Genomic DNA, 13208 nt, shown 5'->3' on the forward strand with positions numbered 1-13208 from the left:
TCCTGCACAAGGGTTGGGCGCACCTCGGTCAGCGTCTTGCCGTCCTTGCCCACGATGGCGGGCGTGCCTGCGGCGTTGCTCTTGAGCGACAGGCCCGAGGGCAACTCCAGCGGCACGCGGAACGAGACTGGACCGCTGGGCCGCTGGGCGATGGTGATCTGCTGGCGGTATCCGGCCGGGTCGGCGATCACCACCAGGTCGCGGCCCTCGCCGTAGGCATCCGGGTAGGTCGCGGTGTTCCCTTTCAGCTTGGGCTTGGGCAGTTCCGAGGGCGTGGTGATCTTCGCTGTGGCGCCGGCGGTCCGGCTCTTGAGCAGGGTCTTGTCCCGGCCATCGGACAGAACAAGATTGCCCGGCGTGGACCTGGGCTTGATGGCGCCGGCGTCTTTTACCAACCAGGCGGGCAACCGTAAGAAGCGCGGCTCCCGCTGTGGCCGGCCGACCGGTCGTGATCCCGATCTCTACGGAGCGCGTCGGCTCACCAGGCAGACGACCTCGTGGTCGTGGTCCGCTAGGAGGCCCCGCTCTGGGTCCGGCTCAGTGTCCGGTCGAGAACGGACCGCAGCTGAGCGGTGTCGCCCGTCGGGTCGCTGGTGCTCCAGGCGACGATTCCGTCGGGGCGTACGAGCGTTGCCTGATGGTAGTAGGCACCGAGATCGGGCAGCAGGTGGAAGGCGACGTCACACGCCTGTGCCGCGGCGCGCCACTCCTCGGTGCGGGCGAGCAGTACCCAGCGGGCTCCCAGCAGGTTCGTCAGGGACAGGCCGTCTCCGTCGGGGGCGCGGAAGCCGGGGCGGCCGCTCGGGCGGAGAGGGTTCTCGGTGATCGAGGGATCGTCGTCCTCGCTGCACACGGCGGTGGAGCGGTACTGGAACCCCAGGAGCAGTTCGTGGACGAGGAGCCAGGCGAGGTAGACGCCGCCGAGGGTGCCGGTCATGACGCCGACGGGGAGGATGGTGGCGGCGAGTGCCGCGCCCACGGCGAGGAGGCGGAGGCGGAGGCGCGCGGCCAGGCGGGCTCGTGCCGTACGGCGGGCGGGGTGGGCCGGGCGGGCGGGCGGGGCGCGAGGGCGGTCCACCTTAGTCTTTATTCCAGCGTGGATCGGAGTGGGTGCTCCCCGCGCACGCGGGGATGGTCTGGTCAGCGCAGGAACCAGGAAGGTGGCCACATCCGGTCAGGAGACGGTGGCCTCCCACCGGCCGCGCTTCAGACGTATCGCCCCGTCGGGCGTGATGCGCACGCGAGCGCCGTACAGAGGGAGGGACCCGTGCTGGAGCCAGTAGTCGCGGACGCGATCCAGTTCATCCCACAATCGTCGGGGGCCGCTCTGGTGTACGGTCGGTGGGTTCTGCCCCGTCTGCTCTGTGCGCGCCCATGATCCGTCTGAATGGGCCATGAGCGCGGTACGTGTGTCGCCGTCCTCGACGTACTCGTGTTCGATGCCAGGGGTGTTGATCTCCAGCATCGACCGGACATCCCACGCCTCCAGCAGTTCCAGGACCGGGTATCGGCCGGTTGTAACCTGGTCCCCTTCCGCCGTGCGCGCAATGTTCATCAGCTCGTCCAGACCGGACGGGTAATCGACTCCGCTTCTGGTGGCCATGAACATCGCCCAGTCGCGGGCGACCCCGCCAACGGCTCCCCCATCCGGTGTGGCATCGGCGACTATGACGAGAGACGTGCCGGTAATGGTTGTGACCAAGCGTCCCTCGGGCTTGAGGGCGGCGAGCCAGGATGGTGGGACAGGCCGCACCGAGACGGTTGCGACGATCCGGTCGTAGGCACTGGAAAGAGGCCCGGTGGCATCCACCGTCACGATCTCCGGGTACAGCCCGATCTCTTCTAGTCGTTCCGTTGCCACGCTCGTCAGATAGGGGTCGACGTCCACGCTCGTCACGCGAGCATCCCCGACAAATCTGCTCAAGAGTGCGGCGCCGTACCCGGATCCGGTCCCGACGTCGAGCACGTGAAGGCCGGGGTGAAGACGAGCGTGGCCGAACATCTGAAGCACCAGACCGGGCAGCGTCGCTGATGACGTCGGATAGCCCTGTGGACGGTCTCCTGGCTTCGCGTGATCAGCGTGCAGATCGCCTACCCGAGTCACCAGAGTCCGGTCAGCATAGGCCGCCCGCGCCCATGTCCGCGGGTCGGCTGGGCCGTCCTGCGCCGTCCTGCCTCCTGGACCTGGTGCCCACCATCGGGGTACAAGCAAATGACGAGGCGTGCTGGCGACAGAGTCACGCCACCGGGAACGAGGGTGGGTGACCTTGGCGGCGAGACGCTCGGCAAAGGGAATCCAGTCCATGCCGGTTATTCTCCGTCGATCTGCTCTGCAGGCGCACAGTCGTTCCCGTCCTGGGACGGATTGCATTCGGGGGCGCACACCCGACCTTGAGCGGGGATCCGGGTGAGTACCTCCCTCCATGCCTGCCCGGCCAGGATGCCCGAGAGACTGCACTGGTGGACGTTGCCCGTGATCATCCATCGCGACATGACGCAGGGGGTGACGTCCCCAAAAGGAGAGACCGCGAGTCGGCGGTCTCCGCAGCGCCCGCACAACTGAGAGGCCTCCGTCGCACCGGTGGTGCCTCGCCCGATGCCGCGCAGGTAGTCGACGCGGATATGGGTCACGCCCAAGATGTGAAGCTCGTCGTGGGCTTGCTCGATCCTCTGTCCCTCGACCACCTCAACGATCGCTGCTCGCACAGGGATTCCCAACTCCACAGCTCGAACAACGTTTGCCTTCGTGCGGCGGTAGCTGTCTGGGCGGCGTGTGATCCGGGCATGTTCAGCGGGATCGTCAGAGTAATACGAGAAGGCTAGTGACACACCGGAGCGGGTGAACAGCTCCCACCAGGGGGTAGCGACCCGATAGAGGTTCGTGAAGACCTCAAGCGCCATGCCGGTGGTGGTCACATGCGCGAGAACCTTCTCGAACGCCGGATGCATGGTCGGCTCGCCTCCGATGAACTGGACCCGATCGGCGCCCAGAGCGGCAGCATGTGAGATGAGTCGACACCAATCGTCGCCGGTCATGGTGCCGTGAGAACCCGCCGGCCCGGACATGGCGTAGCAATGCGTGCAGGTGAGCTGGCACTGCCCGGTGAGCTCCAACGCGAGACGCCAGCCGGTGAGAGGAAGGTCCCGTGCTTCTATCGCACGTGGACTCGCGTACAGCGTGGTCATTGTGAATTCCCTTCTCGGATTAATGGACCGCTATGCCCTCCCCGCCGATCCCTTCCCAGCCCTCATCCCCGATCAAGACTGAGTGATGGCGGCCGCGATGCGGCGAAGCTCTGAAGCGGAGTCCTTCACCGTGGACGTGGCACCCGGATTCGAGAGAGCGCGGGTCGCAACCTTGTCCAAGAGTCGGATAGTACGTATCGAGCCGATCTCCACCACCTTCGGTAGCAGAGTTTCAAGGATCGGCTCCGCGTCCCTCCACGACCCCACGCGCACAAGAGCGTCAAGCAGCAGCGCGTGGTCGTTGAATCCGCATCTCCCCTGGCCCGAATGACGACAGTTTTCGACCGCGACGGCGATTGCATCCACCGATTTTCCCCACAGGCCAAGATCTCCCATGCACATGCCTCTATGCAATGCAAGTTCGTGATCGTCGACCCACCACGTCCAGGGAAGGTCGTTCGAGGCGATTCCGTTGACGAGGGTCGATACCGCCGTATCCAGACTGCTCAAGGCCCGCGATCCATCGCCGAGTTGAGCGAGTGAGCGTGCTTTTCGGATCTGGAATAGCGCTGCGGTGCGACCGGACAAGCGCCCGGCATCGATGACCTCTTCGGCGACTCTCAAGGCTTCCTGTGCACGATGGAGGTAGATGCTCTGCATGGCGATGTGGGAGAGCTGAAAAAGCTCCATCGTCCTGTCACCCGCGAGCCTGCTCACGAACATGGCCTCATGAATGTAGCGTCGTGAAATATCCTGCCGGTCGGCATCGTAGGCGACCCACGCGGCCACCTCTCCCGCCTCACCCACCACCGCCTCAAGGTCTCGCCGGACGGCCTCTTCGTATCGCCCCGAGGCAAGGCGCGTATGCGCTGCGCCGAAGACACGGCCGGCAATGGAAACTAATTCGTTTCCACCGAATGCGTTATCGAGGGAAACAATGCTTCGCATGGACTCCCGCACAGCCGAAACATAATCGGTATCCGCCGGCCCCATGTTTCTTGTCAGGATCTGAAATTCGCTGAACAGGGCCAAGGGGTTGCCTTCTCTACCGTCTCCGAAAATCTCATCCTCAGCCACGCCGAAGGCACGGGAATAAAGCATGGGATAAGGATCTCTCGGGCGATGCTCACCCACCTCCCAGCTCCGGATCATTCGGGCCAGGGATTCACGCGTAGCCAGTATCTCGACGCGGGGCGGCTTGTCGGCGACTTCAGAAAGTCGCCGAGCCATGCCCCTGACAGACAGGTTTCTCTGTCGCCGCTCCCCCTGAAGCCAGGCGGCCCAAGCCGGGACTCTCTTCACAGCTCACCATGGTCACAGAAAATCGTCCCGGTCATGGGGAAGTGATCCGTACCTCTCCGCAAGTCTCCTCTCCCCATGCGGGGCGGATCACCGCTCACATGGAGCCGATACGGAAGGAGGAGCCCGCAATCACGGGGATGTCCCAGGCGGGTTCCCGATCGAAGGGAGCACGGCGCATGCGCCGCATATCTGTGCCACAACCCCGAATGCCCGACATATCAGAACTGTCAGGCATAGAGGGACACGAGCTGAAACCCGTACAGCGGCTCCTACGAGCCGCCGGGCTTACGGCGGTGCGGATCCAGCCTCCAGCATGCCCCGAAGGAACGAGGAGACCGATGGAGCTGCACGTCAGCGCAGGCGCCAGAAAAGTGGCCACCGTCGTCATAGGTCAGCGCAGCCGTATCTTCGTCGTGTCTTTCTCGCCGCCCGGCACCGGCGTCCGTTTCACAAAGCCCGGTGATTACCGCAGCGTGCGGGACATGATCTTCTTGGAGCTTTAGAAATGACCGCACTTGCCCATGAGGAAGGACCGCAGGGCGGCGCACGCGGTCAGGGGTCGACTTCACAGAATCTCAAGCGTCCGGCTTCGACGACGTGGAGGACCTTGCCGCAGCACGAGCGGCGCGATTCCAAGCCCGTCTACCGGCAGATCGCAGAGCAGATCAAAGACGACATCGCCACTGGGACCCTCGTCGCCGGGCAGCTCATCCCCTCGGAATCCGAACTGGTGGAACGCTATTGCGTATCCCGGACATCCGTGCGTTGGGCGGTCGCCATACTTCGCGACGAAGGGCTCATCTACACCGTCCGGGCGGAAGGCTCCTACGTCTGCCCGAAAGCCGCCCCGAAGGTCCGTCCAGCGTACAAATGTGAGCAGATAGCGGCAGACATCATCGGACAGATCTCGACGGGCCGCCTCAAGCCGGGTGACCGACTTCCGAGTGAGTTCCGCCTGACAGCCCGCTATGGCGTGGCCCGCGACACTATACGGGCGGCCATCGCCCTCCTCCGCGAAGGCGGACGGGTCTACACCCGGTCCGGCACGGGCACATTCGTCACACCGACATCGCGTCAGGCGCGAAACGTGCCCGCTCCGCAGGGGGGTGGTCAGCGGCGGGTGGTGCGCCATTCGTGGACGAGGAGCCAGGCGAGGTAGAGGCCGCCGAGGGTGCCGGTCATGACGCCGACGGGGAGGAGGGTGGGGGCGAGGAGGCGTTGGGCGAGGAGGTCGCCGAGGAGGAGGAGTAGGGCGCCCATGAGGGCGGCGGGGACGAGGCCGGGGCCGGGGGCGCGGGTGAGGCGGCGGGCGAGTTGGGGGGCGGCGAGGGCGACGAAGGGGACGGGCCCGGCGGCGACGGTGGCCATGGCGGCGAGGGCTACGCCGGTGAGGATGAGGGTGAGGCGGGCGCGTTCGACGCGGATGCCGAGGCCGGTGGCGACGTGGTCGCCGAGTTCGAGGAGGGTGAGGCGGCGGCCGAGGGCGAGGGTGAGGGGGATGAGGGCGGCGAGGGTGAGGGCGAGCAGGTTGACGTGTTCCCAGGTGCGGCCGTTGAGGTTGCCGGCGAGCCAGGTGACGGCGACTTGGGATTCGGCGAATTCGGCTCTGGCGACGAGGTAGGCGTTGGTGGCGACGAGGCCGCCGTTGACGCCGATGCCGACGAGGACGAGGCGGTAGCCCTGTACCCCGCCCCGGTAGGCGAGGAGGTAGACGGCGAGGGAGGTGAGTAGGCCGCCGAGGAGGGCGCCGGTGGCGACGGCGGCCATGCCGCCGCCGATGACGAGGATTTGGATGAGGGCGCCGGTGCCGGCTCCGGTGGTGAAGCCGACGATGTCGGGGCTGCCGAGGGGGTTGCGGGTGAGGCTTTGGAAGACGGCTCCGGCCATGCCGAGGGCGGCGCCGACCAGGAGGGCGGTGAAGACGCGGGGCAGGCGGAGGGTTTCGATGATGAATTCGTGGGCTTTGCTCCCGTCGGCGAGCAGGGTGGCGATGACGTCGGCGGGGGCGATGTCGAATTCGCCGGTGCCTATGGCGTAGATCGTGGCGGCGGTGAGGGCGGCGGTGAGTGCCGCGCCTACGGCGAGGACGCGGAGGCGGCGGCGCGCGGCCAGGCGGGCTCGTGCCGTACGGCGTGCGGGGTGGGCCGGGCCGGTGGGGCGGGGCGCGAGGGCGGTGTTCACGGTGCGGCCTTTCCCGGCTCGGCGGGGCGCGGCGCTCGGTGGGTGTTCACAGCGCGGCGATCTTCTTTCTGCGCACCAGCGCGATGAACACGGGCATGCCGAGGAAGGCGGTGACGATGCCGGCTTCGAGTTCGCCGGGCCACAGGAGGAGGCGTCCGGCGATGTCGGCGGTGAGGAGCAGTACGGGGCCGAGGATGGCCGAGTAGGCGAGGATCCACCGTTCGTCGGGGCCGCAGATGAGGCGGGCGGCGTGGGCGACGATGAGGCCGACGAAGCCGATGGGGCCGACGGCGGCGGTGGCGGCGCCGCAGAGGAGGGTGACGGCGAGGGCTCCGGTGAGGCGGATGCGGCCGGGGGACACGCCGAGGGCGCGGCCGGCGTCGTCGCCGAGGGCGATGGCGTTGAGGGAGGGGCCGAGGGCGAGGGCGAGGGCGAGCCCGGCGAGCATGAACGGGGCGACTCTGGTGAGTACGGACATGTCGTGGCCGGCGAGGGCGCCGGTGCCCCAGTGGCGGAATTTTTCGAAGGCGTCGCGGTCGATGAGGACGAGCGCCTGGGTGGCGGAGGCGAGGGCGGCGCTGACGGCGGTGCCGGCGAGGGCGAGCCGTACGGGGGTGGCGGCGCTTTTGCCGCTGGCGCCGAGGAGGTAGACGATGACGGCGGCTGCGGCGGATCCGGCGAAGGAGAACCAGATGTACTGCGGGAGCCCGGCGAGGCCGAGCAGTCCGATGGCGGAGGCGATGGCGATGACGGCGCCGGCTTCGACGCCGAGGAGGCCGGGGTCGGCGAGCGGGTTCCTGGTGAGGGATTGCATGAGGGCGCCGGCGAGGGCGAGGGAGGCGCCGACGCCGACGCCGAGGAGGGTGCGCGGCACCCGGTGCTCCCACACGATCATGGCGGCGTCGGAGCCGTCGGGGTCGGCGAGGAGGCTGAGGATGTCGCCGAGGGGGATGCCTTTGGAGCCGATGGAGATGCTCGCGGTGACGGCGAGTGCGAGCAGGGCGGCGGCGAGGAGCAGTCCTAGGCCGCGCGCGGGACCGCCGCGCCGGGGCTGTCCCGGCGCGGCGGCCTTCGGGGGTGCGACGGTGTGGGCCACTCAGCTCTCGTCGTCTTCGTCGTCTTCGTCGTCTTCGTCGGCGTCGTGGTGGTCGAGGTTGACGGTGCCGCGTTTCCAGTAGCCGTCGACGTCGAGCCATTCCCTCTTCAGCCCGAGTCCGCGCAGGTGGCGGCGGATCGGTTTGAGCACGCCGGCTTCGCCGGCGATCCAGACGAATCCGTCGCCGGGGGGCGGTTCGACGGCGCGTACGGCTTGCTCCAGCACGTCGGAGGCGCCGGGGGCGGCGCCGTCGCGGTGCAGCCAGGTGAGGGTGACGTCGGCGTCGGTGGGCAGGTGCTGTTCTTCGCGGGCGTCGGCGACTTCGGCGAAGGCGATGACTTTGGCGCCTGCGGGAAGTTGTTCCAGCCAGCGGCCGAGGGCGGGGAGGGCGGTTTCGTCGGCGCCGAGGAGGTACCAGTCGAAGGTGTAGGGCACCATGATGGAGCCGCTGGGGCCGAGCACTCCGAGTTTCTGGCCGGGGGCGACCCGGGCGGCCCATGATGAGGCGGGGCCGTGGCCTTGGCCGTGGACGACGAAGTCGATGTCGAGTTCGCCGGCGTCGTCGGGGGTTCCGGCGCCGGGGCGGAAGTGGCGGACGGTGTAGTCGCGGTAGATCGGTCTCGGTGATCCGGGGGGCGGGGGTTCCCACCCGTCGGGTCCGATGGTGGGCATGACGGGCAGGTCGGCGCCGCCCTGCGGGAAGAAGAGTTTGACGTGGTCTTGGGGGGACTGCTCGCGGAAGCCGATGAGGTCGGGCCCGCCGAAGGTGATGCGCACGGTGGTGGGGGTGATCCATTCGGTGCGGAGCACGTCGAGCACGCGGGGTTTGATGTCGTAGTTGACGATGTCGATCTCGCGGTCGATCTCGCGGTCGATCTCGCGGTCGATCTCGCGGTCGATGCCGCGGTGGGTGTCGGGCATGGTGGTGGGCTGTCCCTTCGTCAGGCCGCGGCTTTGGCGAGGACGGCGTCGAGCTGGTCGAGGATGGAGAGCACGCCCTTGTAGCTGTAGGCGTAGCCGTACTTCACCGGGTGGACGTGGCCCTTCTTGACGGCGGGCAGCAGCTTCCAGGAGCCCTGGTCGAAGAGTTTCCGCGTGGCGTCGTCGGTCTTGTCGTCGGGGCTGACGCCGTACAGGATGACGGTGGTGTCTTTGAGCTGGGAGATCTGCTCGTAGGACAGGCGCACGCCGCGGTTGGCGCGTTCGCCGTCGGCGACCTTGGAGAATTTCAGGCCGGCGGCCTCCATGAACAGGCCTGGCCAGGAGACCGGCGAGTTGGCGATGAAGCCGTCGGGTCCGCCTTCGACGTAGTCGAAGGTGGCGGAGGCGAGGGTGTCGGCGTATTTGCCCTTGACGGAGCTGAGTTTGGCCTGGTATTCCGAGATCTTGCCGGCGATGACGTCGGCCTTGCCGACGGCGTCGGCGAACTTCGGCAGCGCCTCCCGCACTTCGGCGGGGTTGTCGGTGGTGATGAAGACGGTGGGGGCGATCTGCGACAGGCGCGCGTAGCCGAAGTCCTCTTCGCGGCGCTGCGTGCTGACGATCAGGTCGGGTTGGAGTCCGATGAGCTGCTCGTAGTTGATGGAGCTCTCGTTCTGCCCCACGACCGGGATCTTGCTGAGGACCGTCCAGTCTTCGGGGGCGTAGTCGGCTTCGAACTCCTGCAGTACGCCGACGGGCACGACGCCGAGTTCCAGCAGCACGGCGGTCGAGTTGAGCAGGGACACGACCCGCTTGGGCTGGGCGGGCACCTCGACGGGCCCCTTGTCGCTCTGCACGGTGCGGGTGGCGGGCGAGGCCGCCACCGAGGCGGGGGCGGCGTCGGGCTTCGCCGTACCGGAAGAGCCCGATGAACCGCCGCAGGCCGAGACGAGCAGGACCAGTCCGGCGGCCATCACCCCCCAGGCCGTTCGCCGCGTGGTGTGCCGCATTGTCGTCTCCTTTTTCGCTTGCTGAGTTACGCGAGCCGGCCCGCGCGCAGGGTGACCAGGCGGGGAAGCAGCTCGATGGTGGTGCGCCGGTGGGCGATGACGATGAGGGTCCGGCCGCGGCGCAGCGCGGCGACGGCGGTCTCCAGGCGGCGGCCGGTGTCGGGGTCGACGTCGGCGGTGGCCTCGTCGAGGATGAGGACGGCCGGATCCACGAGGACGGCGCGGATCAGGCCGAGGATCTGCCGTTCGCCGGCCGACAGGTCGCCGGCGGGGGTGGAGAGGCCGCCGGGCAGCGCGGCGACGAAGTCGCCGATGCCGAGGGCGGCGACGGCCGCCTCGATCTCCGTTCCGCCGGGTGAGCCGGGGGCGAGCGCGAGGTTGTCCAGGACGGAGCCGGCGACGACGTGGACGTCCTGCGGGACGAGCACGACGCGTCGGCGCAGTTCGGCGGTGGGGATGTCGCGCAGGTCGACGCCGCCGTAGGTGACGGTGCCGGCGTCGGGCGTGTAGAGGCCGCTGAGCAGTTTGGACAGGGTGGTCTTGCCGGAGCCGCTTTCGCCGACGAGCCCGGCGTGGTCGCCGGGTGCGAAGGTGACGGTGACGCGGTGCAGCACGTCGGCGCCGTTCTCGTAGGCGTAGGTGACGCCGGTCGCGGTGAGTTCGCCCCGTTCGGGGAGGGTGCCGGTGCCGCCGTCGGCCGATGTGCGGTCGAGCAGGTCGAGCAGGCGGGCCAGGCCGGTGCGCGCGGTCTGGGCGTCGCCGGCGAGCTGCGACAGTTCGCCGAATCCTTCGAACAGGTTGCGCCCCGCCAGCACGAACACGACGATGCCGCCCACGTCGAGCCGCCCGTCGGCGACGAGCCACGCCCCGAGGACGAGCAGCACCGCCATGGTGAAGCCTTCGACGAAGGTGATCCCGACGATGCGGTTCTCGGCGTGTACGGCACGGCGCTGCGCGTCCAGGGCGGCGACGTTGTCCCGTTCGAACCTGGTCATCCACGCCGGGAGCCCGCCCGTGGACCGCAGGGCGTCCTTGATGTCGAGTGTCTCGGCGAACGTGCCCGCCATGGTGGCCTCGGCGCCGGCCTGGGCGGCGAACGCGGGCCCGGCGTGCTTGGCGAACGACCGGGTGATGAGTACGGCGGGCGGCAGGAAGACCGCCACCACGACGAGTGTGAGGGGCACGGAGTACCCCGCCATGACCACGGCGGTGAACCCGAGGGTGGACAGCACGCCGATGAGCGCCGGGAGCGAGTCCCGCACGAACTGCGCCAGTTCGGCCACCTCTCCGGTGGCGCGTTGGAGGAGCGAGCCGCCCCGGTGGGCCTCCAGGAAGCGCAGCGGCGCCCCCGCGAGGCGTTCCACGACCTGTTCCCGCAGGTCGCGCACGACGTGTTCGCCCGCGCGGGCGAGGAGCACCGCGCCGACGCGGGCCAGGACGGCCTGGGCGACGACGACGCCCATGAGGGCGGCCACCGCGGCGAGGAAGCGGTCGCGGTCGCCGTCGACGAGCGCTTGGACGGCGGTGGCGATCACGGGCGCGATGGCGACGAGGGCGGCGCTCTCGGCAAGGCTGAACACCAGGGCCGACGCTACTCGGCGCCGGTGCGGACGCAGGTGGGGCCAGGCGGCGCGGAGCACTCCCCGCTGCGCCGGCTCGTCGGACAGCAGTTGGACTTCAGCCATGGGCCACCTCCGCGAGTGCCAGGTCGATCACGCGGTCGGCCGCCTCGACGACGGCGGGCCGGTGGCTGGCGATCACGATCGCCGTGTGCGGGGCCCAGGTGCGCAGCCCGGCGAGGAGCCGGGCCTCGGTGTCGGTGTCGAGGGCCGAGGTGATGTCGTCGAGCAGCAGCACGGGCGGGCGGCCGAGCAGGGCGCGGGCCACGGCCAGGCGCTGCACTTGGCCGCCGGACAGGGCTCCGCCCCGCTCCCCCGCCTCGGTGTCGAGGGGCAGGTCGAGCGCGGCGGCCCGGCAGGCGGCGAGCAGTTCCTGCTGGTCGAGGTCGCGGCCGAGCTTCAGGTTGTCGGCGATGGTGCCGGACACGAGCACGGGCCGCTGCGGCACCAGCACCAGCGTGGCCGCCGTGTCGGCCGAGGAGGCGGCGGTGAGGTCGACGCCGCCGTAGGCGACCGAGCCCGTCTGCGGGGCCTCGCGCCGGCCGAGCAGCCGCAGCATGGTGGATTTGCCCGACCCGACGGGCCCGGTGAGCACGACGAGTTCGCCGGGCCGTACGGTGAGGTCGAGCGGCCCGATGACGCGTCCGCCTTTGACCGCGACAAGGCCGCTCGCCGTGAGTTCGCCGGAGGCCGGCAGCGGGGCGGGGTGGTCGGGGTCGGGCATCCGCGGGCGCAGGGCGAGGACCTCGGTGAGGCGCCCGGCGGCGACCACGGCCTGTTTGCGGTCGATGAGCCTGTCCACCGACACACGGACGGCCAGCGTGATCGTGATCATCCACGAGGTGAACGCGACGAGCCCGCCGACGGTCATCGTGCCGTCGAGTACGGCGAAGCCGCCGAAGCCGATGCCCGCCGCCACCGCCAGCCTCGGCACCATCGGCCCGAGCGCCGCCCACGTGGCCGAGATCCGGGCGGCGGCGACGGTCGCGCCGAAGACGGCGGCGCTGCGCTCGTGGTGCCGTTCGACGAGCCTGCCCTCGCCGCCGAGGCCGCGGACGGCGGCGCTCGCCGACAGCAGGTCCGCCACCGCGTCGGCCCGGTCGGCGTGGGCGTCCGACAGCGTGTCGAGCGCCCGCCCGAACCTCGGCGGGTAGTACACGTTGACCAGCACCAGCGGCGGGATCATGGCGAGCGTCGCGTACAGCAGCACCGGGTCGAGCGCGGTGATGGCGGGGAGCGTCACGGCGAACGTGGTGCCGATGACGGCCCACGTCGGCAGCCCGTGCACCCACACTCTGACCTGGTCGACGTCGCGGGTGACCCGCATGGCGAGGTCGCCCCTGCCGAGATCGCCGTCGTTGAGGTCACCGTCGTCGAGGGCGGCCACGTGGACGGCGAGCCTGCCGCGCAGCGCGACGCCGACGCGGGCGTCGGCGAGGTTCGCCCACCACGCCCATCCGACCAGGCCCGCGCAGTGCACGGCGGCGGCCACGGCGACGGCGAGCGCCCACAGCCCGGCGGTGCCGAGGTCTCCGGTGCGGATGCCGTCGTCGATGGCCCGCTGCACGAAGTACGGCACCGCCAGCAGCATGACCTGGCGCACGACGGACGCGCCGGAGGAGGCGGCGAGCGCCCCGGCCTGCGACCGGAGCGCCCACCGCAGAAGCGAGGTCGAACGCAAGCTCACTGACCCATCTCGGCGATCAGGCTTTTCGGCCGCAGGTCCGTCCAGGTGGCCTCGACGTAGGCGAGGCACGCCTCGCGGGTGTCCTCGCCGTGTGCGACGTCCCAGCCCTGCGGCACCTCGGCGAACACCGGCCACAGCGAATGCTGGCCTTCGCCGTTCACCAGCACGAGGTAGCGGCCTTCCGGGTCCTCGAAGGGGTTGGTCAC

The 13208-nt window shown here is 69.4% G+C and carries 14 protein-coding genes; 2 read left to right on the forward strand and 12 right to left on the reverse strand.

From position 1 onward, the window contains the following. The 5 genes from BLQ73_RS25025 to BLQ73_RS25050 all read right to left on the reverse strand — a co-directional run. Positions 1 to 407, reverse strand: a 407-nt coding sequence (locus BLQ73_RS25025) for a hypothetical protein (protein WP_143020431.1), incomplete at its 3' end; no start/stop codon positions are given. Between the two features lie 104 nt (positions 408 to 511). Further along, positions 512 to 1078: an aromatic-ring hydroxylase C-terminal domain-containing protein gene (locus tag BLQ73_RS25030; RefSeq protein WP_176955665.1), complete on the reverse strand. Its 567-nt coding sequence runs from the start codon at positions 1076 to 1078 to the stop codon at positions 512 to 514. A gap of 96 nt (positions 1079 to 1174) precedes the next feature. Beyond that, positions 1175 to 2425 (reverse strand): methyltransferase domain-containing protein, encoded by a 1251-nt coding sequence (locus BLQ73_RS25040; protein ID WP_338056651.1) that lies wholly within the window; start codon positions 2423 to 2425, stop codon positions 1175 to 1177. Then, on the reverse strand, positions 2311 to 3186 hold the full coding sequence (locus tag BLQ73_RS25045) for a radical SAM/SPASM domain-containing protein (RefSeq protein WP_093174010.1): 876 nt from the start codon (positions 3184 to 3186) through the stop codon (positions 2311 to 2313). Before BLQ73_RS25045 ends, BLQ73_RS25040 begins: the two co-directional genes overlap by 115 nt. Positions 3187 to 3258: 72 nt before the next feature. Then, a complete protein-coding gene (locus tag BLQ73_RS25050) occupies positions 3259 to 4287 on the reverse strand; it encodes an NsdA family TPR-like regulatory protein (protein ID WP_093174012.1) in 1029 nt (342 codons plus the stop codon). Between the two features lie 539 nt (positions 4288 to 4826). Between BLQ73_RS25050 and BLQ73_RS32760 the strand changes: the two genes are divergently transcribed. Continuing rightward, positions 4827 to 4991, forward strand: a complete 165-nt coding sequence (locus BLQ73_RS32760) for a hypothetical protein (protein ID WP_176955666.1) — start codon at positions 4827 to 4829, stop codon at positions 4989 to 4991. Positions 4992 to 5095: 104 nt separating this feature from the next. Next, positions 5096 to 5647 carry a GntR family transcriptional regulator gene (locus BLQ73_RS25055; RefSeq protein WP_176955667.1) on the forward strand — a complete coding sequence of 184 codons (552 nt, stop codon included), beginning with the start codon at positions 5096 to 5098 and terminating at the stop codon, positions 5645 to 5647. Here the strand turns inward: BLQ73_RS25055 and BLQ73_RS25060 are convergent. Genes BLQ73_RS25060 through BLQ73_RS25090 form a run of 7 tightly spaced genes read right to left on the reverse strand, consistent with a single transcriptional unit; the run spans position 5599 to position 13208 of the window. Continuing rightward, the gene (locus BLQ73_RS25060) at positions 5599 to 6669 is read right to left on the reverse strand and encodes a FecCD family ABC transporter permease (protein ID WP_245691379.1); all 1071 of its coding nucleotides are present in this window, start codon (positions 6667 to 6669) and stop codon (positions 5599 to 5601) included. The genes BLQ73_RS25055 and BLQ73_RS25060 overlap by 49 nt on opposite strands. Positions 6670 to 6715: 46 nt before the next feature. After that, complete coding sequence (locus BLQ73_RS25065; protein ID WP_093174016.1) at positions 6716 to 7765, reverse strand: FecCD family ABC transporter permease; 1050 nt, start codon at positions 7763 to 7765, stop codon at positions 6716 to 6718. After that, positions 7766 to 8686: a siderophore-interacting protein gene (locus tag BLQ73_RS25070; protein ID WP_093174018.1), complete on the reverse strand. Its 921-nt coding sequence runs from the start codon at positions 8684 to 8686 to the stop codon at positions 7766 to 7768. It abuts the gene before it with no gap. Between the two features lie 20 nt (positions 8687 to 8706). Further along, positions 8707 to 9696, reverse strand: coding sequence for an ABC transporter substrate-binding protein (locus BLQ73_RS25075; protein WP_093174020.1), 990 nt, complete (start codon positions 9694 to 9696; stop codon positions 8707 to 8709). Positions 9697 to 9722: 26 nt separating this feature from the next. Continuing rightward, positions 9723 to 11381, reverse strand: a complete 1659-nt coding sequence (locus BLQ73_RS25080; protein ID WP_093174022.1) for an ABC transporter ATP-binding protein — start codon at positions 11379 to 11381, stop codon at positions 9723 to 9725. Continuing rightward, a complete protein-coding gene (locus BLQ73_RS25085; protein WP_218126008.1) occupies positions 11374 to 13002 on the reverse strand; it encodes an ABC transporter ATP-binding protein in 1629 nt (542 codons plus the stop codon). Before BLQ73_RS25085 ends, BLQ73_RS25080 begins: the two co-directional genes overlap by 8 nt. Beyond that, positions 12999 to 13208, reverse strand: coding sequence for an MbtH family protein (locus BLQ73_RS25090; protein ID WP_093174024.1), 210 nt, complete (start codon positions 13206 to 13208; stop codon positions 12999 to 13001). The genes BLQ73_RS25085 and BLQ73_RS25090 overlap by 4 nt, the downstream gene beginning before the upstream one ends.

Source organism: Sinosporangium album, assembly GCF_900100605.1.
Classification (GTDB): domain Bacteria; phylum Actinomycetota; class Actinomycetes; order Streptosporangiales; family Streptosporangiaceae; genus Sinosporangium; species Sinosporangium album.